The organism is Cupriavidus sp. FW305-F7 (genome assembly GCF_058782875.1).
Genome location: NZ_JBYSYC010000067.1, coordinates 14,995 through 33,686 on the forward strand (window position 1 = coordinate 14,995; position 18,692 = coordinate 33,686).

Genomic DNA, 18,692 nt, shown 5'->3' on the forward strand with positions numbered 1-18,692 from the left:
GATGTGCTCAGCGCCGCTGCTCCAAGCTAAAGTGCCCTCTCCCTTGCAACTAGCCATGATGCTGAGAGCGAGGAAAGGGCCGTCGCGTTTCCTATGCGGTCTGAAACTTCAGTACGGGGCTCCGCACCAGGATGCTACTCAAGTGCCTGCCCCTTCGTTTCTGGTAAGAGGAGGGTCATCAGAAAGACCGCACCATACGCCGCACCTGCGAATATGAAGATTGCTGTCGCAAGGCTGGTAGATTGGCTGAGGTGCCCCACGAGACTCGGAAACAATGCCCCGATACCGCGGCCAAAGTTGTACGTGAAGCTTTGCCCGTTAGCGCGGCCGGGCTACCCGAACTATGAAACTTCCCTCTGGAACATGGTGATGGTGCCGCGAGGCTCGCCGGCTCCAGTCGTGGAGAAGCTGAGCGCTGCATTGCAGTCGGCCGTCAAGGACCCTGAGGTACGTCAGCGCATGGAGAAGATTGGCGTGCAGCCGATTGTGGATTCCAATGCGGACAAGGCGGCCAAGTTTGTTCAGGCGGAGACACGTCGGTGGGCCGAGGTCATCAAGGCTGCGAACATCGAGCTTGACTGACCTGTTACCGCCGCGTTGTCAGGCACTAACCCATGACGCACCTGGCCAAGCCCCATCAAGTACCAGTCGCCGCATCAGCGCTACCAGCTCTGCAGAAGCGAAGCTTGCCGCGGGCGTCAGCCGGCGAGTAGTGGAGCGCGCGAGCACGATGCGGCGGGAGAGGTTGGGCGAGACGACTGGTGCGCCCGCAAGGATGCCATTCTCCATCTCCTCGGAGACCGCGGAGCTTGGTAGCACGGTGTAGCCAAAGCCTTTGGCGACCAGGTTCTTCTGGACATTCAGGGAGTTGGTCTCCACTGCAATCGTAGGGGTGATGCCTGCGACAGCGCAAGCATGCTCAACCACGCTGCGAAGTCCATGCAGTGCATTCGGTAAAACGAGTGGCAGATCCCGGAAACCTTCCACAGTTTGCGGCGCGCCTTGCGAGAGGCTGCCAGGTGGGCCAACCAGATAGAGCTGCTCATCGAGCAAAGCTTGAACCTGCAGTGCCGCTGAGCCCTTGGTGTCGTAGAGCAGTGCGACTTCCACGTCGCCGGCCTCGAGCCATTGCAACAGGTTCCCGGCGTAACCGACATTGATGCGGACCACCAGTTGTGGGTGCTTGGCTTTCACCGTGGCAACGAGTTCTGCTGCCAACAGTTCGCATGTACTCGGGAGGAGCCCGATGGCAGCAGTACCTGATATTTGACCCGTTACGGGCTGAATCTCCGCTTTCGCACGGTCAATCTCCTGCAGGGCTCGTCTGCTGTACTCGACCAGCGTCCGCCCGGCGTCGGTGAGGACCATGCCGTGGCGCTCACGCTCGAAGAGCTCGACGCCAAGCTCCTCCTCGAGTAGCCGCACGTGTCTTGAAACGGCCGGCTGCACGATGCGCAGGAGCTCGGCGGCCTTTGTGGCGCTTCCTGTCTCGGCGATGGCGAGAAGGGCTCGAAGTTGCTTGATATCCATATGCCTCCGGAGGCGCTTTATTGGTATTCAGCTTTGTGATTGCAGGCATCAAATAATTGTATTTCAACATGCGTTGCAATCAATTCTATGATAGCAAACGTTGTCCCCCTTTCCTAACTTGCGACTATGACGACAAACAACTCTGAGCCTCTTGCCTGGCAAGAGGACATCTTCCAGGTCCTCAAACAAAATGGCGTGCAACAAGTAGCCTATGTGCCCGACGCCGGCCATTCTCACGTCATCAAGCGGGCCAAGGCTGACCCTGAAATCCGCGACGTGGTGCTGACCACGGAAGAAGAAGGCGTGGGCGTCGTCAGCGGCGCATGGCTTGGCGGCCAACGCGCCGTGCTGCTGATGCAGAGCAGCGGTGTCGGCAACTGCGTGAACATGTTCTCGCTGCTGGAGAGCTGCAAGTTCCCGTTCTTCACTCTGGTGACCATGCGCGGCGAGTACGCCGAGTTCAATCCCTGGCAGAACCCGATGGGCCTGGCCACTCAGCAGGCACTGGAGCTGATGGGCATCACGGTCTATCGCGTGAATTCGCCGGACGAGGCCGCTGAACTGGTCGACGCCGGCTTGGTTTCCGCTTTTGACGCAGGCAACCGCGTTGCCGTTCTCCTGTCCCAGAGCCTCATCGGCCGCAAAAAATGGATGCGCTGAACATGACTACCTCGACCTCCAAGGCAGGCATCGACCGCCGCAAGTTTGTTGCTGAACTGCTCAAGCAATTTCCTGACGCACTCGTTGTAACCGGTCTCGGTTCGCCCTCGTACGACGTCTTCGCTGCAGGTGACCGTCCTAGCAACTTCTACCTGTGGGGCGCAATGGGCGGCTCCACGTCGCTCGCTCTCGGACTTGCCATCGCGCAACCCGAGAAGACCGTAATCGCCATCACCGGTGACGGCGAGCAACTAATGGGCATCGGCAGCCTGGCGACGGCCGCTGCGCAGAAGCCGAAGAACCTGAACATCGTGATTCTCGACAATGGTCACTTCGGTGAGACTGGCATGCAGCAGAGCCACACCAGCCTGGGCACCAACCTTGCGCAGGTGGCAAAAGCGGTGGGCGTGCCGACGACGCTGGAGATTTTGGACATCGATGAGCTGGGCAAGCTCACGCAAGAAATCAAGAAGGCTGAGGGCATGACCGTGGCGCAAGTCTATATCTCGACCGAGGAGCCGCAACGCGCGTTGCCGCCGCGTGATGGCACGTTCGTCAAGAACCGCTTCCGCCAGCATCTCGGCTTCGCACCCTTCTAGTCTGCCAACGAACTCGGACAGCATTGCGCCATGAAGCAGTATCAAATGTTCATCAACGGCACCTTCGTGAATGCGAGCGAGGGTCGCTGGTTTGAAACCCAGAACCCTTATACAGGGCAGGCCTGGGCCGAAGTGGCTCGCGGCACCGAGGCGGATGTTGACCGCGCCGTCCAGGCGGCCGACAAGGCCTTCCGTTCCGGCCCGTGGGCGGAGATGACTGCTACGCAGCGTGGCGCTCTGCTGCGCAAGCTCGGTGACCTGATTGCCAGGGATGCCGAAGGGCTGGCCGAGTTCGAGGTGCACGACAATGGCAAGCTTCTGGCGGAAATGGGCGCTCAGCTGCGGTACCTGCCGCAGTGGTTCTATTACTTCGGTGGCTTGGCCGACAAGGTTGAAGGTTCGGTCATTCCCCTGGACAAGAAGGGCTACTTCAACTACACGCGACGCGAGCCCCTGGGTGTGGTGGCGGCCATCACGCCGTGGAACTCGCCGTTGATGCTCCTGGCGTGGAAAATCGCGCCCGCTCTCGCCGCGGGTTGCACCGTCGTCGTGAAGCCGTCCGAGTTCACGTCCGTGTCCGCACTGGAGCTTGCGCTTCTGTTCGAAGAAGCGGGTTTCCCAGCAGGCGTCTTCAACGTGGTGACCGGGTATGGCGCGGAGGTTGGCTCGCCGCTCGTGACCCATCCTTTGGTCAAAAAGGTAACCTTCACGGGCTCCGATGCCACTGGCCGCGTCATCAACCAGCAGTGCGCGGCGCAGTTCAAGCATGTGAGCCTCGAGTTGGGCGGCAAGTCGCCGAACATCGTCTTCAATGATGCGAAGCTGGACGATGCCGTCAATGGCGCTGTCTCGGGCATCTTCGCCGCGAGCGGGCAGACCTGTATCGCTGGCTCGCGGCTGTTGCTGCAGGAAGACATTCACGATGACTTCGTCGAGAAGTTGCTGGCACTGGCCAGTACCGCAAAGCTTGGCGACCCGATGAGTGCATCCACGCAAGTGGGACCTATCACGACTCCCGCGCAGTTCGAGAAGGTGCTGTCCTACATCAAGATTGCTCAGGATGAAGGGGCGCAGCTCCTGCTAGGTGGCAAGCCGGCAGCTTGCGGCAAGGGGTGGTTTGTCGAGCCGACCATTTTCTCAAATGTCTCGCCGAAGACGCGCATCGCGCAAGAGGAAGTCTTCGGCCCTGTCCTGTCCATCCTGAAGTTCAAGGACGAAGACGAAGCCATCGCCATTGCGAATGACAGTTGCTATGGGCTTGGCGCCGGCGTGTGGACATCCGACATAGGTCGCGCATTCCGGATGTCCGAGAAGATTCAAGCCGGTACGGTATGGGTGAATACCTATCGCGCCGTCAGCTTCATGTCGCCTTTCGGTGGTTACAAGGATTCTGGCCTTGGCAGAGAGAACGGCATCGCGGCGATTGAGTCGTATTTGCAAACGAAGAGTGTGTGGATTAACACGGGTGCAGCCACAGGCAATCCGTTTACCATTCGCTGAGCTATGACTAGGCCAGTTTTAGCTCGGTGGCAAATGCGAAGCTTCCATTCGATGCAGTCAGTTCCGCGGGGCCACATAAGAAATTAGAGTCGATTCTGCACGGTCGACATCAAAACGACATCATAGTCATGACGAAGAGCAGAATCTCTCTGGATTTCGACTTGGAACAGCGTGGCAAGCACGCGGGATTTGCGAGGCTTCCATACTCAGTAAGCCGTTCTGCGTATGGATGGCTTCCCATTCCGGTTGTCAGCATCAAGAACGGGACAGGCAAGACAGTCTTGATGCTCGCAGGAACTCATGGGGACGAGTACGAAGGTCAGGTCACATTGACGCGTCTCGCTCAGAAGCTACAGCCACAGGACATTCAGGGGCAGCTCATCATCGTGCCAATGGCGAACTATCCAGCAGCAAAGGCTGGACATCGTGTGTCACCGATAGATGATGGAAATCTGAATCGGCTATACCCAGGAAATCCTAACGGCCACCCCTCCGAAATGATTGCGCACTTCATCGAATCGGAACTCATGGCGCGAGCGGACTTCGTGTTCGACCTTCACAGTGGCGGCTCCTCGCTGAACTACCTACCCTCGACCACTTCGGTCACTTCAACAGGGACCGCTTCTGAGACAGAGCGGCGAGAGTTGTTGTTGGCCTTCGGTGCGCCCTACGGCCTCATGTTCTCGAGCGCCCCGGGCAGTGGCAGCTCTTCCGAAGCAGCTGCGCGAAACAATATCCCACGTCTCGGCACGGAACTTGGCGGTCGTGCTTGGGTTAACCCTGAGTACAGAGAGATTTGCGAGTCGGGCGTTCTACGGGTACTTGCGCGGCTCGGTGTAATTTCGCCGGAAGGTCTTCCGCCGCCACCAGAGGTTAAGTTCCTCTCCGTAGACAAGGATTGCTTTGTTTACGCGCACGAGAATGGATTATTCGAGGCCAACGTCATGCTCGGCGACCTAGTCAAGCAGGGCGACTTGGCGGGCCACATTTATTTCCCCGAGAGTCCGCTGAGAAGCTCTGAGGCAGTCCATTTCACCGCAGACGGCATCGTAGTTTGCGAACGTGCTATGGCGATTTGCGAGCGCGGCGATTGTCTCCTCCATTTGGGGAAGCCAATCTAGTTATGCATCTTCGCAGATGCCAAGCAGAGCATGTGTGCCCCCTATCGCGCGGCTATATCGGCACCGCTGTTCCGGCTGCCTCACCACGATAGCCCTTAATTATAAGAACGGAGACCACAATGAAAATCTTTGCCATTGGCTTGCTCGCCTTCGGTATCGTTGGCACCCTCGGCCTGACCCCCGCTGGCGCACAAGCACAGGAGAAGTATCCGACTAAGGCCATAACGATTGTGGTCCCGCAAACGGCGGGAGGAGGGAGCGACATTATTGCCCGAGTCGTAGCCCAGCACATGGCGCAATCGTTGAAGCAGCCCGTGTTAGTTGAGAACAGGCCTGGAGCTGGTGGAAATATTGGAATTCGGTATGTCGCGCGCTCTAAGGCAGACGGATATAAGATTCTCATGAATAGCGTAGGGCATGCCATCAACCCTGCGCTCTATTCGAATGCCGGATTTGACCCCCTACAAGATTTCGCGCCGGTTGCAAAAATCGCCGATGGCTCGCTACTTCTCATAGCCAAGTCTTTTTTTGGCGCGAGTACTGTGCCGGAGCTAATGGCGCTAGCGAAGTCACAGACTGTGCAATATGCGTCTGCAGGCAACGGAAGCGTCAACCATCTCTCTGCAGTCATGTTCGAGAAGGCTGCGAACATCCGGATGGTCCATATTCCCTACGCAGGAGGGCCGGCAATGACATCAGCAGTGATGGGAGGGCAGGTACCTATCGGATTTCAAGCGCTCGCTTCGTCTCTGCCCTTCGTGAAGAGCGCGCAGTTCAAGGTGCTAGCAGTGCTGAGCAAAGAGCGTCTCAAGGCTCTACCTAATGTGCCGACAGTCGGTGAGACCCTACCCGGCTTTGGTGTCACTCCCTGGTACGGCTTTTTCGCGCCAGCGGGAACGCCGGAAGCAATTCTGGATACCCTGCATGATGCAACGAACAAGGCGCTGATGGACAAGTCGATTCAAGCACAGCTTGAGGCGCAAGGTATCGTTGCTCAACCGCAGAGTCGAGCCGAATTCTCCAAGCTCATCAAGGACGAGGTGGTACGCTGGAAGCAGGTCGTTAAAGACTCAGGCGCCCACGTCGATTGATTGAGGCTGTCAAAAAGGGCAAGGAAATTATTGGGCGCCCGTGGTGCACGATATCAGGACCGGTGCTGGCGCAGCATGGCGACCGACGTGGTCGGGAAGAGCTCTGCGGATGGCTACGGTCTCGTGAGCTGCCGCTCAAGTGTGAACGATGCATACGTGCATGAAGACAATGGCTCGACATTCAGGAACGGAGCGGGTTCTGATACCAGGTGAGGTGGGCGACATCGAACTTCTGGTCGATACGCCCCAGGCGCCGATTTGTGGGGTCGTGGTCATCGCTCATCCCCATCCGCTGCAAGGTGGTTCGGCGGAGCACAAGGTCCCTCACGTGCTGGCGAGAACCTTTGCCGCCCGAGGCTATCTGGCGATACGTCCCAATTTTCGAGGTGTGGGTTTCTCAGATGGCCAGCACGACGGGGGAGACGGTGAGACCGTCGACATGGTCGCAGTGGTGAACCACCTGCGTGAGGCGTACCCCGGATTGCCGCTAGTTCTTGCCGGCTTTTCCTTCGGGGCCTACGTCATTGCACGTACGGTACAAAGTCTTGACGCGAAGGGCATCCGATGCCCACATATCATTCTTGCGGGTACACCTTGGGGAGCCGTTGAAGGACAGAGAAGTTACGCGACCCCGCCGGTTCCATCAACTGCTCTGGTGGTTCACGGAGAGAAGGACGAACGCGTAACACTCGGCGCGGTATTCGATTGGGCTAGGCCGCAGGGACTACCTGTCGTCGTGGTGCCAGATGCCAATCACTTCTTTACTGGAAAGCTTGGTCAGCTGGAGCGCGTGGTCACGGTCTATCTGAATAATTTGCCTGACCCAGAGGTAGTAGCGCCGTTCTTGTAAGGTTACGCAGCCCGCTATGTCGACTGAAAAGGCGTGGAGAAATCACAGCATTCCTGGGCCAGCATGATGATGGAACCGATGAGCGTGCTGCGCTGGTCCGCCTTGTACATGGCAACGTAATTTGCATCCGGCAGGGGCGGTGTCACATCCAGAACTTCGAGTTTACCAGCGCCGACGAGATGGCTAACACAATCTTTGGGAAAATAACTGACGCCGAGCCCAGAAACTGCCATTCCAATAAGCGCTACAAGACTGTTGCTAACGATGACATTGTTGTGACGAAAGCCTATTGATTTGAACCACTTGTCATATATCAAGCCGGTCCCGGACTTGTCTGCGACTAGACGGCGTACGGCAAGCTCGTGAATCCTAATCTGCCGCCTGGAATCCAAGAGGCCTGGCTTGCACATCCACGCATTCTCGACTGAACGGAGTAACTTCGAGGCAAATCGCGGGTCAGGATATGCATCAGGCACGACCATCAAGTCAAGCTCGTCAGCCATCAGCTTGTCCCGTAGATTGATGCTCATATCCACATCGGGCTCAATGATGACACGCGGGTAATGATGCTGAATCTGGTCGACCAGCCTCGGTAGCCACGTCATTGCCGTCAGTTCGGTAACACCGATTCGTACACGCCTTCCGAGGGCATCGTGACGTATGAACTGCTCCATCGCAGTGTCGCGGTGTTCGAGCAACTCACGGGCGAGCACGAACATCTCTTCGCCTTTCTCAGTCAACCTGGCCGTACGCATGCCTCGGTCAAAGAGTGGCGTGTCAAACAGCTGCTCGAGTTCCTGCACCCTTTTTGACACCGCAGACTGTGTCGTGTGCAGTTTTAGTGCAGCCTGCGCGAATCCTCCTGCCTGTACGACCCAATAGATGGCCTCAAGTTGTTTGAACGTAACCAAAACATGCACCTCGTTAGGGAAAACCAGTAAAACGCATTGCTAATTTTCATCGACTCGCATCGATAAAAGTCGTTTGTTGGAATTGTAATTTGCCATCAAAATTTCGGACAACAATTCGATGCAAATACTTGGAGAAGATCCCAATCCCCCTGCGCGAGGGGTGAATAGTACGGCCTGTTTAGATGGCCCGCCGAGCGGAAAATGCAACGTCCGCATTGCCTTAGCGGCTGAGTGCCGCGCACGAGGTCAGGTTTCACTCACCCTCTGGCAGTTGCAGCAAACAGCTGTGGACGCGGAGGGTCGTTCTGCCCACATAGACCAGGAGGAAGATAGAAAATGCGTAGGTTTACAGCCGTCGCCATCGCGGCACTGACTTTGTCTGTGACCGCCACCAGTGCTCTTGCCGACCAGCTCGCAGACATCAAGCAGCGTGGCACGCTGGTCTGCGGGGTTCTTGGAACCATCGAGCCGTTTAGCTTCAGCAATCCGCAAACGCGTGAGGTGCAGGGATATGACGTTGACTTTTGCACCGCTATCGCCAAAAGCCTGGGCGTGAAGCTCGAGCTCAAGCAAATCGCCGTCGCGGCGCGCATCCCCGAGTTGCAGCAAGGGCGTGTTGACATTCTCGCCGCCGCCCTTGGCTGGACGCCGGAGCGGGCCCAGCAGATTTCGTACAGCGACCAATACTACGTGAGCCTGACAAAGGTTGCGGTAAAGCGCTCCGAGGGATTCAAGACGGTCACGGACCTAGCGGGCAAGCGTGTCAGTGCGAACAAGGGCTCGACCTCGGAGACGGCGGTGAAGAAAGCAGTTCCCACGGCGAGCACTGTGACGTTCCAGGACGCCCCGACGGCGTTCCTGGCGCTCCAGCAAGGCCGCGTCGAAGGTCTGGCACTTGGCGAAATGATGTTGGTCAAGTTCAAGCTGCAGGCGGACCCGGCTACTCCCATCGAGATTCTGGAGCCGCCGGTGATGCACGAGCAATGGGGTCTCGGCATGCGCAAGGACGAAGGGGCCTTCGCCAGCCATGTCAACGGCGTTCTCCAGTCGATGGAGAAGTCCGGCGAAGCGCAGAAGATTTTCGACAAATGGCTCGGTGGCAGCACGCAGTACAAGTTGCGTCGGGACTTCAAGGTTGAGCCAATCAAGGGCTAACACCAAGCGGGCCGGCTTGCTGCCGGCCCTTGTACACACGTCATTTGCACGTCGCGCATGAAACTGGATTTTTCAATTCTGCTGCAAGGCGATTACCCCCGGCTCATCGCAGACGGAGTGGTGAAGATGCTCGAGCTTGCAGTCCTCGCGTGGGCGCTTGCGCTAGCGCTGGGAACGCTTCTCGCGGTCATTCGCCTGAGCAATGTCCGTTGGGCACAGGCTGCCGTGGCGGCTTACGTGGAATACCACCAAAGTGTTCCGATTCTCGTTCAGATTTTCCTCTGGTACTTCGGCATCCCCACGCTTCTGCCGGATTCCGTCCAGCACTGGTTCAACAAAAACCACAGCGAGTTCGTCTTCGCCTTCATCGCCCTCGGGCTGTGTATGGCGGCCTACATGTCGGAGGACTTGCGCGGTGGCATCCGCTCGATTCCAAAAGCCCAACTTGAGGCTGCTCGTGCGTTGGGGATGACCTATCTGCAGTCCTGCCGCAAGGTCATCATTCCGCAAGCCATGCGCATCGCGTTACCACCGCTCATCAGCCACACGGTCCTCTTGTTCAAGAACACCAGTCTGGCCATGACCATCGGGGTGCTCGAATTGACATACGTCACGCGACAGATAGAGAGCGATACGTTCCGCACCGTCGAGGTCTATCTGTTCACGACGATCGTGTACCTGGGGATGTCCCTGCTAATCATGACTGGTGGAACAGCGCTCGAGCGCCGATACCAAATCAAGGCGAGGTGAGCGGTGGAAACTATCATTTCGATACTTCGGCAGAACGGTGAAATGCTGCTCGTCGGGCAGTATCCACACGGTCCGCTTGGTGGTCTTGCAATCACGCTCCTGTTGTCCGCGCTCGGCCTTGCCCTCGCTTTTCCACTTGGTGTGGCCATCGCCCTCGCACGAGTCTCACCATTCCGCTGGCTGCGTACGCCCGCCATATCGTTCATCTACCTAGTCCGCGGCGTCCCGTTGATTATGTTCATCTTCTGGGTCTATTTCTTCGTGCCCGTACTGATAGGGCGGCCAGTCAGTGGCTTCACTACCATGCTGGTCACGCTGGTGCTGTATGAGGCGGCGTACCTGGCGGAAATTGTGCGGGCGGGTATTGAAGGGCTACCAATGGGTCAGACCGAGGCGGCCCGTGCGGTAGGCCTGACTTACATGCAGACGATGGTCAAGGTGGTTCTTCCGCAGGCCCTCTACAACATGATTCCGTCGATGATTAGCCAATTCGTTTCCATCATCAAGGACACGTCCCTGGCATATGTCATCAGCGTCAACGAACTGACGTTCGCGGCCAACCAAGTGAACACCATCCTGCTGACCAAGCCATTCCAGGTGTTCGTCATCCTGGCAGCCGTCTACTTCGTGCTCGGCTTTGCGCTGACTAGCCTCGCACGCTATGTCGAACGTCGTATTGCACGCAAACGCGCTGGTACTGCGGGTGGCGCAGCCACGGAACCTGCAGTGACGGCAGCAGTAGCCGTCGAGTGACGCTTGCTACTTGGAGAGATTCGTAATGCAAACCGCAACAGCATCGAAGACCGCAATGATTAACTTCAAGCGCATCAACAAGTGGTACGGCGGCTACCACGCGCTCAATGACATCTCCGCTGAGGTGTCGCGTGGTGAGGTTATCGTGGTTTGTGGCCCGTCTGGCTCAGGGAAGTCCACGCTGATTCGCACGGTCAATCGTCTGGAGGACATCCAGTCCGGCACCATCGAGTTCGATGGGCAGGACGTCAACTCACCGGCGGTGGACGTTAACAAGTTCCGTAGCAGGGTTGGATTTGTGTTCCAGAGCTTCAACCTCTTCCCACACATTTCCGTAGCGGAGAACATCATGCTTGCACCAGTCACGGTGCGCAAGATGAAAAGGGCGGAAGCACGGGAGAAAGCAGAGCAGCTGTTAGCGCGTGTGGGTTTGGCCAATAAGGCAGATGCATTCCCTGGTCAGCTCTCCGGTGGCCAGCAGCAACGTGTGGCTATCGCGCGTGCATTGGCGATGGAGCCACCGGCCATGCTGTTCGACGAACCCACCAGCGCGCTGGACCCCGAGATGGTGGGGGAAGTCCTGCAGGTGATGAAAAGCCTGGCGCGAGATGGGATGACTATGATGTGTGTGACTCACGAGATGAACTTCGCGCGAGAGGTGGCAGACCGCGTTTGGTTTATGGACAAGGGCGCGTTCGTCGAGAGCGGGGCACCGGGAGAGTTCTTCTCCAATCCCCAGAGCGACCGGGCGAAGAAGTTCTTGGCCGACCTTCGGGACCACTAAAAGGCCTCATACCGAGCAACGGTCCCGCAAGGATGAAGGTCGTGGAAGAGCAGCAGGGTACGAGCTTTACCTCTGCTCTCTTCACCGGCTTTTAGGCAATCGCATCATTAGGGCTGCCGCCCGCAGCCTGCGCGACTTCGATAAGCTCATCAATAAGAGCCTTGGCGCATCCGGGAAGCCCTTCCATCTCTCGCACTATTACCGCTCGCTCGCGTATCGCCCAAGGCTCGCGGAGTTCAACAATGTCAATCTTCATCGTCTGGCGGTGGCGCAGTGCTGCGGACAGCGGCAACACCCCGATGCCGACGCCGGCTTCAATCATCCGACACATGGCTTCGAAGCTGCGAATCTGAATGCGAATTTGAAGCTTGCGTCTCTCGTCTCGAACCAGCTCGGTGAGAAAGGCATGCAGTGTGCTGCCTTCGTGCAGGCTGACATACTCGTAGTCGAGAGTGTCGAAAAAGGAGACTTCCTTCTTCTGAGTGAGCGGATGTCCCGACGATGTCGCTAGAACAAGCTTATCCGTGCTGAAGTGGATGACTTCGAGCCCCTCCGAGTTCAGCGGGCCAGAGATGATGCCAAGGTCTGCGCTGCCGTCCAGAACGCCGCGGATGATATCTCGCGTCAAGCGCTCCTGAAGGTCTACGGTCACCGCTGGACGTTCGGCCATAAAGCGAGCTAGCACCTCCGGCATGAACTCCGTTACGGCTGTTGTATTGGCGAAGATGCGGATATGGCCGACGGAATCCTTGGAGAACTCCTCGAACTCGCTTCGGACATGTTCGAACTGTCGTTCGATGACGCGTGCGTGCCGCAAGAGGCGCTCTCCGGCCGGCGTCAGGGCAAGTCCTCGGCTTTCCCGATAGAAAAGGCGGGTGCCTAGCTGGTCCTCGAGGGCTTTAAGCCGGGCGCTGGCCGCTGCGGGCGACAAAAAGGCTTTCTTCGCCCCACGGGACAGGTTCTCCTCCTCGGCGATTCGTGCAAAAAGCCTGAGGTCGGCAAAGTCAAAATGCATAGTGGCTCCTTCGCCCTAACTGTATCAAGGCATCCCTTGTGTCGCAAACTGACCCCGGCGGAGGGCATGCTGCCCACCACGTCTCGTGCTTTCGGCGCAGGCGAATGGCTGCTTCGAGAAAACGAGATTTACCGAGGTTCCCCGCGCTGCGAGACTTACTGTCAAGCGGGCCAATCGCTGGATGCGCGGAAGCACCGCTTCCCCACGCGCGGAGCCCTTGCTGAGCACGGCAACTTCCTGTCTCGAACGGCGTCGCCGACCGAATTCCGGTCGTTTGTTTCTGCGCCGGCAGTTCGAACGCAATCCCATCTCGAAAAGGCTGTTATGCGTCCCCTCGATGGCATTACCGTTGTTTCCCTAGAGCATGCAATTGCTGCGCCGTTCTGTACCCGCCAGCTGGCCGACCTGGGCGCGCGAGTGATAAAGATTGAGCGACCGAAGGTTGGTGACTTCGCCCGGGGCTACGACGAGCGAGTGGATGGAATGTCGTCGCACTTCGCCTGGACCAACCGCTCGAAGGAAAGCCTTGCCCTGGACCTCAAGCACCAGGAGGCGCCGGCCATTCTGCAGAAGATTTTGGACAAGGCAGACGTACTGGTACAGAACCTTGCGCCGGGCGCCGCTGACCGGCTTGGTCTGTCCTACGAAGCGCTTTCCCAGCGCTATCCGGGCATCATCGTCTGCGACATCTCGGGCTATGGCAATGACGGCCCCTACCGGGACAAGAAGGCCTACGACCTGCTCATCCAGGCGGAGTCCGGATTTGTCTCCATCACCGGAACTCAGGAGAGCCCTTCCAAGGCCGGTTGCTCGATTGCGGACATCGCCGCCGGCATGTATGCGTACACCAATATTTTGGCCGCTTTGCTGCAGCGCGGAAAAACAGGCAAAGGCGCACACATTGATGTGTCCATGCTGGAAAGCATGGTCGAGTGGATGAACTATCCCCTCTACTACGCATTCGACGGTGCAACGCCGCCACCGCGTGCCGGCGCTTCGCACGCAACCATCTTCCCGTACGGCCCGTTCACCGCGGGCGATGGCAAGACCATCATTCTCGGCCTGCAGAATGAACGCGAATGGGATGCCTTCTGCCGCGTCGTGCTGGAACGTCCTGAGCTCACCAGCGACGAGCGATTCGTGACCAACTCCCTGCGGGCAAAGAACCGTGTGGAACTGACGCAGATTATTACAGACGCTTTCTCCTCGTTGACTATCGAAGAAGTGGTGGAGCGCCTGGAGCGAGCTCAGATTGCCAACGCTCGCATGAATGATATGCAGGATGTCTGGAATCATCCCCAACTGAAGGCTCGGGACCGATGGACTTCGGTCCAATCTCCTGTTGGCGTGATTCCCGCGCTACTGCCCCCGGGGTTGTCAAACGCCTTCGAGCCGCGCATGGACGCAATCCCAGCCCTTGGCGAACACAGCGAGAGCATCCTGCGCGAGCTCGGTTACGTTAGCGAAGACGTCTCGCGGCTGCGCACGGAAGGCGCTATCTAGTTTGCTGACGCGCGCCGTTCGCCTCAGTCTTTCTGCGTCTTGCCTCTTCCCAGTTATTACGCCGGGAAGAGGCGCTCGCCCATTTGGCACATCGACTCCCAGACTCCCATGACAACCACCGCTATCGCCCGTTCCTATCTCTTCGTGCCGGCAAACCGACCAGAACGCTTCGCCAAGGCGCACGCGTCCGGCGCTGACCAGGTAATCCTGGACCTGGAGGATGCCGTCTCTGAAGGTGACAAGGACCGCGCTAGACATCAGCTGGCGGACTACCTGGCTTCAGGCGGCACCGGACTGGTACGCGTCAATTCAACGCAGACGCGTTGGTTCGAGGATGACGTGCGTGTATGCCTCAAGCCAGGCGTGCAGGGTGTAGTGCTGCCAAAGGCGGAGAGTGCTGCACAAATCACGCTGGTTGCCCGGCACTTGCCATCAGGGGTCAACGTGCTGCCGCTGATTGAGACGGCAGCAGGCATGACGAACGTAGCGGAGATTGCTGCCGCACCCGGGGTCGAACGCCTGATTTTCGGCACTGTGGACTTCCGCACGGAGCTCGGCATCGAGGGCGACGACCTGGAACTGCTCTTCTTCCGCTCCATGCTAGTTCTTGCCTCCCGGGCTGCGGGCATTGCTTCGCCTGTGGACGGGGTCACCGTCTCCATTTCTGATGTCGACGAACTGCGCAATGCCAGCGCGCGTGGCCGCCGGCTTGGCTTTGGCGCAAAGCTCTGCATCCATCCGGCGCAGGTAGCGGATGTGAACAAGGCATATCGTCCTTCCGAAGCTCAGCTGGCGTGGGCGGAGAGGGTCATTGAGGGTGCAAAGTCGAGCCCTGGCGCGTTCCAATTGGATGGCGAAATGGTAGATGCGCCCGTGATTGCACGCGCTGCTGACCTTCTGCGGCAAGCAGGCCGCATTACGTCCTGACCTCCCGCGTTTGCACTTCCCATAACGACGCCCTCAGCAAAGAAAATGCAAAGTATCCGAAGCCTACTTGTTGCTAACCGTGGTGAGATAGCGATTCGCGTGATGCGGGCTGCCAGTGAGCTTGGCATCCGCACCGTCGCCATTTACTCCTATCAGGACCGATTCGCGCAGCACCGGTTCAAGGCCGATGAAAGCTACCTGGTAGGCGAGGGCAAGAAGCCGATTGATGCCTATCTGGATATCGAGGACATCTTGCGAGTGGCCAAGGGGGCTGGCGTGGATGCCATCCATCCAGGCTACGGGTTCCTTTCCGAGAATCCCGACTTTGCAGAGCGCTGCGCCCAAGAGGGAATCGCGTTCATCGGGCCGCAACCGGCGGTGATGCGCGAGCTCGGGAATAAGGTTGCCGCTCGAGAGCTGGCGCAACGGGTCGGTGTACCGGTGGTTCCTGCCACGAGTGCACTCCCACACGACCTAGAGCAAGCCAGGAAGCTGGCGGCAGATATCGGTTATCCGCTGATGCTGAAAGCTAGCTGGGGCGGAGGTGGGCGGGGCATGCGTGCCATCCATAAAGAAGCCGACCTGGCGGAAGCTATTACCGCAGCGCGTCGCGAAGCGAAGTCAGCCTTTGGCAACGACGAGGTCTATCTCGAGAAGTTCATCGCGCGAGCCAAGCACGTTGAGGTGCAGATTCTCGGCGACACCCATGGCAACATCGTGCATCTTTTCGAGCGCGATTGTTCCGTGCAGCGGAGAAACCAGAAGGTAGTGGAGCGAGCTCCCGCCCCCTACCTGGACGATGCCAAGCGCCAAGCCTTGTGCGGGGAAGCGTTGAAGCTTGCCAAGGCGGTCTCGTACACCCATGCCGGTACGGTCGAGTTCTTGATGGATGCCGACACGGAGGCGTTCTACTTCATTGAAGTCAACCCGCGCATCCAGGTTGAACACACTGTGACTGAAGAGGTCACCGGGGTCGACATCGTAAAGGCACAAATTCGCATCACGGAGGGCGCGAAAATCGGCGAGGCTTCGTCGTCCGTCCCACGCCAGAAGGACATCAAGCTCCGTGGGCATGCCGTGCAGTGCCGCGTCACCACAGAAGACCCGGAGAATGGCTTCGCCCCTGACCATGGCAAGGTGACTGCCTATCGCAGCGCCGCCGGATTCGGCATTCGTCTGGATGCCGGAACGGCCTACACCGGAGCGGTTGTCACCCCCTACTATGATTCGCTTCTCGTCAAAGTGACCTGCGAGGGTCGCGATGCGGACGAGGCAAACGAGCGCATGAGCCGTGCTCTGCGCGAGTTCCGTGTTCGGGGCGTCGCCACCAATCTCGCGTTCCTTGAGAATGTCATCGCGCACGAGGAGTTCCGGTCGGGGCGTTGTACCACCCGCTTTATCGACAACACGCCAGAGCTCTTCAGCTTTCGACAGCGACGCGACCGCGCTACGAAGCTGCTGAACTTCATAGCGGAAGTTAATGTCAACGGTAACCTGGACGTTAAAGGCCGCACAGTCCCCACCAACATTGCCCTTTCACACCCGCTGCCATCCTCGAGTACTGTCGACGTGGTTCCGGAGGGCACGCGCTCCATGCTAGCAAGTCTCGGGCCCCGTGAATTCGCTGCGTGGATGAAGGCCAGCAAGGGCGTCCTGCTCACCGACACTACCATGCGTGACGCTCATCAGTCGCTCTTGGCCACTCGGATGCGGACGAAGGACATGACCGCCATCGCGCCATATTATGCGCGGCAATTGTCGGGCCTGTTCTCAATGGAGTGCTGGGGTGGCGCCACCTTTGACGTGGCGATGCGATTCCTGAAGGAAGACCCGTGGCGAAGGCTCGAGGCATTGCGCGAGGCAGTGCCGAATATCCTGTTCCAGATGCTCCTGCGGGGCTCCAACGCCGTCGGCTATACGAACTATGCGGACAACATGGTTCAGTATTTCGTCAAGCGGGCCGCTGCAGCCGGGATTGACCTGTTCCGGGTGTTCGACTCTTTCAACTGGGTCGAGAACATGCGCGTTGCAGTCGATGCGGTTCTAGATGCTGGGGCGCTCTGCGAGGGGACCATTTGCTATACCGGCGACCTCTTTGACAGCTCGCGCGGCAAGTACAACATCCGGTACTACGTCGAGTTGGCCAAGGAGCTTGAGAAGGCTGGCGTTCACATCCTCGCCCTCAAGGACATGGCCGGCGTATGTCGCCCTCAGGCGGCACATGCACTGGTGAAGGCGCTGAAGGAAGAGGTTGGACTGCCCGTCCACTTCCATACGCACGACACCAGCGGTGCGTCAGTGGCTTCCATTCTGGCGGCCATTGAAGCCGGCGTGGACGCAGTGGATGGCGCCATGGATTCGATGAGCGGGCTCACTTCACAGCCAAGTCTAGGTGCCATCTGCGCTGCGCTCGAACATAGTGAGCGAAAGCCAGCAGTAGACTACCGTGAACTCCAGCCGTTCTGTAGTTACTGGGAATCGGTACGCAAGAATTATCAGCCTTTCGAGGCGGACATGCGTGCAGGCACCTCTGACGTGTACCGGCATGAGATGCCGGGCGGCCAATACACGAACCTGCGCGAGCAGGCACGCTTGCTTGGCCTGGAGTTTCAATGGCCAGAGGTCGCGCAGGCCTACGCCGATGTCAACGTGCTGTTCGGAGACATCGTCAAGGTGACGCCATCCTCCAAGGTCGTGGGGGACTTGGCGTTGCACCTTGTTGCCAACAAGCTGTCGACGGCCGATATCCTTGACCCGTCGAAGGAGGTCTCTGTACCTGACTCGGTAATCTCGATGTGCCGCGGTGAAATGGGTTACCCGGCGGATGGCTTTCCCGAGGCGCTACAGAGGAAATTGCTGAGAGGAGCTGCACCCATTGAGGGTAGGGCCGGCGCGCATATCCCCTTGGTCGACCTGGAGGATGCCCGCAAACATGCTGAGAGCGAGGTCGGCCGCATCCTGTCCGATAACGACTTGGCGTCTTACCTAATGTATCCGAAAGTTTTCAGGGACTTCTGCACGCATCGTGACCTGTACGATGATGTCTCGATTCTGCCAACGCCTGTGTTCTTCTACGGACTTGAGCCGGGCCAGGAGATTTCGGTTGACTTGGAGAAGGGTAAGACACTGTATGTGGGCCTGAATGCACAGGCTCAAGCAGATGAGCAGGGCGTCGTGCGCATGTACTTCGACATCAACGGCCAGCCGCGTCCTATCCGCGCTGTGAAACGACAGGAAGGCAAGGCAGACCAAGGTGAGCGGATGGCCAACCCGAATGACCCGTCGCAGGTGGCGTCCCCCATGCAAGGTAGTGTCATCTCCGTGAGCGTGAAGGAGGGGCAGTCAGTTGCCAAGGGTGATACTTTGGCGGCCATCGAGGCGATGAAGATGGAGACGAGCGTCGTGGCGGAGGCGAACGGCACCGTGAAGAGTATTCACGTTCAGCCTGGGGCTCGGAGGTGTCAGAAATTCTGTGTGCTGAGGTCGGTTAAATAAATCTCAGCGTAGGGCGTTGGTGAAGCGGTCACCGAAGAGAATGGCGAA

General features: G+C 58.4%; 17 protein-coding genes and 1 pseudogene. 14 read left to right on the forward strand and 4 right to left on the reverse strand.

Features of this window, described 5'->3' with window-relative positions; genetic code table 11:
* Nucleotides 1-134: 134 nt before the first annotated feature.
* Nucleotides 135-326, reverse strand: a pseudogene (locus AC3WL8_RS36615) (MFS transporter); the annotation flags it as partial.
* 43 nt (nucleotides 327-369) lie between these two features.
* On the opposite strand from AC3WL8_RS36615, the gene AC3WL8_RS36620 reads away from it, so the two are divergent.
* A complete protein-coding gene (locus AC3WL8_RS36620; RefSeq protein ID WP_492379935.1) occupies nucleotides 370-582 on the forward strand; it encodes a tripartite tricarboxylate transporter substrate-binding protein in 213 nt (70 codons plus the stop codon).
* An 18-nt stretch (nucleotides 583-600) separates the two neighbouring features.
* Here the strand turns inward: AC3WL8_RS36620 and AC3WL8_RS36625 are convergent, their stop codons facing one another.
* Entirely contained in the window at nucleotides 601-1,530 is a 930-nt protein-coding gene (locus AC3WL8_RS36625) for a LysR family transcriptional regulator (RefSeq protein ID WP_492379923.1), read from the reverse strand.
* Between the two features lie 126 nt (nucleotides 1,531-1,656).
* Between AC3WL8_RS36625 and AC3WL8_RS36630 the strand changes: the two genes are divergently transcribed.
* From AC3WL8_RS36630 to AC3WL8_RS36655, 6 genes are all read left to right on the forward strand, one after another.
* On the forward strand, nucleotides 1,657-2,190 hold the full coding sequence (locus tag AC3WL8_RS36630) for a phosphonopyruvate decarboxylase (RefSeq protein ID WP_492379924.1): 534 nt from the start codon (nucleotides 1,657-1,659) through the stop codon (nucleotides 2,188-2,190).
* A 2-nt stretch (nucleotides 2,191-2,192) separates the two neighbouring features.
* Nucleotides 2,193-2,789 carry a thiamine pyrophosphate-dependent enzyme gene (locus tag AC3WL8_RS36635; protein ID WP_492379925.1) on the forward strand — a complete coding sequence of 199 codons (597 nt, stop codon included), beginning with the start codon at nucleotides 2,193-2,195 and terminating at the stop codon, nucleotides 2,787-2,789.
* A gap of 30 nt (nucleotides 2,790-2,819) precedes the next feature.
* Nucleotides 2,820-4,289: an aldehyde dehydrogenase gene (locus AC3WL8_RS36640; RefSeq protein ID WP_492379926.1), complete on the forward strand. Its 1,470-nt coding sequence runs from the start codon at nucleotides 2,820-2,822 to the stop codon at nucleotides 4,287-4,289.
* 128 nt (nucleotides 4,290-4,417) lie between these two features.
* Nucleotides 4,418-5,410, forward strand: coding sequence for a succinylglutamate desuccinylase/aspartoacylase family protein (locus AC3WL8_RS36645; RefSeq protein WP_492379927.1), 993 nt, complete (start codon nucleotides 4,418-4,420; stop codon nucleotides 5,408-5,410).
* Nucleotides 5,411-5,529: 119 nt separating this feature from the next.
* Nucleotides 5,530-6,501 (forward strand): Bug family tripartite tricarboxylate transporter substrate binding protein, encoded by a 972-nt coding sequence (locus AC3WL8_RS36650; protein ID WP_492379928.1) that lies wholly within the window; start codon nucleotides 5,530-5,532, stop codon nucleotides 6,499-6,501.
* Between the two features lie 169 nt (nucleotides 6,502-6,670).
* A complete protein-coding gene (locus tag AC3WL8_RS36655; RefSeq protein ID WP_492379936.1) occupies nucleotides 6,671-7,351 on the forward strand; it encodes an alpha/beta hydrolase in 681 nt (226 codons plus the stop codon).
* A 14-nt stretch (nucleotides 7,352-7,365) separates the two neighbouring features.
* On the opposite strand, the gene AC3WL8_RS36660 is transcribed toward AC3WL8_RS36655, so the two are convergent.
* A complete protein-coding gene (locus tag AC3WL8_RS36660) occupies nucleotides 7,366-8,262 on the reverse strand; it encodes a LysR family transcriptional regulator (protein ID WP_492379929.1) in 897 nt (298 codons plus the stop codon).
* Between the two features lie 336 nt (nucleotides 8,263-8,598).
* Between AC3WL8_RS36660 and AC3WL8_RS36665 the strand changes: the two genes are divergently transcribed.
* From AC3WL8_RS36665 to AC3WL8_RS36680, 4 genes are read left to right on the forward strand one after another with little or no spacing between them, the layout of a single operon-like run.
* Complete coding sequence (locus AC3WL8_RS36665; protein ID WP_492379930.1) at nucleotides 8,599-9,417, forward strand: ABC transporter substrate-binding protein; 819 nt, start codon at nucleotides 8,599-8,601, stop codon at nucleotides 9,415-9,417.
* A 57-nt stretch (nucleotides 9,418-9,474) separates the two neighbouring features.
* Complete coding sequence (locus tag AC3WL8_RS36670) at nucleotides 9,475-10,167, forward strand: amino acid ABC transporter permease (protein ID WP_492379931.1); 693 nt, start codon at nucleotides 9,475-9,477, stop codon at nucleotides 10,165-10,167.
* Between the two features lie 12 nt (nucleotides 10,168-10,179).
* Nucleotides 10,180-10,920, forward strand: coding sequence for an amino acid ABC transporter permease (locus tag AC3WL8_RS36675; RefSeq protein ID WP_492379937.1), 741 nt, complete (start codon nucleotides 10,180-10,182; stop codon nucleotides 10,918-10,920).
* 55 nt (nucleotides 10,921-10,975) lie between these two features.
* Entirely contained in the window at nucleotides 10,976-11,704 is a 729-nt protein-coding gene (locus AC3WL8_RS36680) for an amino acid ABC transporter ATP-binding protein (RefSeq protein ID WP_492379938.1), read from the forward strand.
* 91 nt (nucleotides 11,705-11,795) lie between these two features.
* Here AC3WL8_RS36680 and AC3WL8_RS36685 read toward each other — a convergent pair whose 3' ends face one another.
* On the reverse strand, nucleotides 11,796-12,719 hold the full coding sequence (locus AC3WL8_RS36685) for a LysR family transcriptional regulator (protein ID WP_492379932.1): 924 nt from the start codon (nucleotides 12,717-12,719) through the stop codon (nucleotides 11,796-11,798).
* A 324-nt stretch (nucleotides 12,720-13,043) separates the two neighbouring features.
* On the opposite strand from AC3WL8_RS36685, the gene AC3WL8_RS36690 reads away from it, so the two are divergent.
* The 3 genes from AC3WL8_RS36690 (at nucleotide 13,044) to AC3WL8_RS36700 (ending at nucleotide 18,644) form a co-directional block, all read left to right on the forward strand.
* Nucleotides 13,044-14,222, forward strand: coding sequence for a CaiB/BaiF CoA transferase family protein (locus AC3WL8_RS36690; protein ID WP_492379939.1), 1,179 nt, complete (start codon nucleotides 13,044-13,046; stop codon nucleotides 14,220-14,222).
* Between the two features lie 108 nt (nucleotides 14,223-14,330).
* Nucleotides 14,331-15,149 (forward strand): HpcH/HpaI aldolase/citrate lyase family protein, encoded by an 819-nt coding sequence (locus tag AC3WL8_RS36695; protein ID WP_492379933.1) that lies wholly within the window; start codon nucleotides 14,331-14,333, stop codon nucleotides 15,147-15,149.
* 45 nt (nucleotides 15,150-15,194) lie between these two features.
* Nucleotides 15,195-18,644 (forward strand): pyruvate carboxylase, encoded by a 3,450-nt coding sequence (locus AC3WL8_RS36700; RefSeq protein ID WP_492379934.1) that lies wholly within the window; start codon nucleotides 15,195-15,197, stop codon nucleotides 18,642-18,644.
* The last annotated feature ends 48 nt before the right edge of the window (nucleotides 18,645-18,692 follow it).

Excerpts from the sequence above, each read along its gene's own strand:
- AC3WL8_RS36620 (WP_492379935.1), top strand. The coding sequence starts at position 370 with ATGGTGCCGCGAGGCTCGCCGGCTCCAGTCGTGGAGAAGCTGAGCGCT.
- AC3WL8_RS36625 (WP_492379923.1), bottom strand. The coding sequence starts at position 1,530 with ATGGATATCAAGCAACTTCGAGCCCTTCTCGCCATCGCCGAGACAGGA.
- AC3WL8_RS36630 (WP_492379924.1), top strand. The coding sequence starts at position 1,657 with ATGACGACAAACAACTCTGAGCCTCTTGCCTGGCAAGAGGACATCTTC.
- AC3WL8_RS36635 (WP_492379925.1), top strand. The coding sequence starts at position 2,193 with ATGACTACCTCGACCTCCAAGGCAGGCATCGACCGCCGCAAGTTTGTT.
- AC3WL8_RS36640 (WP_492379926.1), top strand. The coding sequence starts at position 2,820 with ATGAAGCAGTATCAAATGTTCATCAACGGCACCTTCGTGAATGCGAGC.
- AC3WL8_RS36645 (WP_492379927.1), top strand. The coding sequence starts at position 4,418 with ATGACGAAGAGCAGAATCTCTCTGGATTTCGACTTGGAACAGCGTGGC.
- AC3WL8_RS36650 (WP_492379928.1), top strand. The coding sequence starts at position 5,530 with ATGAAAATCTTTGCCATTGGCTTGCTCGCCTTCGGTATCGTTGGCACC.
- AC3WL8_RS36655 (WP_492379936.1), top strand. The coding sequence starts at position 6,671 with ATGGCTCGACATTCAGGAACGGAGCGGGTTCTGATACCAGGTGAGGTG.
- AC3WL8_RS36665 (WP_492379930.1), top strand. The coding sequence starts at position 8,599 with ATGCGTAGGTTTACAGCCGTCGCCATCGCGGCACTGACTTTGTCTGTG.
- AC3WL8_RS36670 (WP_492379931.1), top strand. The coding sequence starts at position 9,475 with ATGAAACTGGATTTTTCAATTCTGCTGCAAGGCGATTACCCCCGGCTC.
- AC3WL8_RS36680 (WP_492379938.1), top strand. The coding sequence starts at position 10,976 with ATGATTAACTTCAAGCGCATCAACAAGTGGTACGGCGGCTACCACGCG.
- AC3WL8_RS36685 (WP_492379932.1), bottom strand. The coding sequence starts at position 12,719 with ATGCATTTTGACTTTGCCGACCTCAGGCTTTTTGCACGAATCGCCGAG.
- AC3WL8_RS36690 (WP_492379939.1), top strand. The coding sequence starts at position 13,044 with ATGCGTCCCCTCGATGGCATTACCGTTGTTTCCCTAGAGCATGCAATT.
- AC3WL8_RS36695 (WP_492379933.1), top strand. The coding sequence starts at position 14,331 with ATGACAACCACCGCTATCGCCCGTTCCTATCTCTTCGTGCCGGCAAAC.
- AC3WL8_RS36700 (WP_492379934.1), top strand. The coding sequence starts at position 15,195 with ATGCAAAGTATCCGAAGCCTACTTGTTGCTAACCGTGGTGAGATAGCG.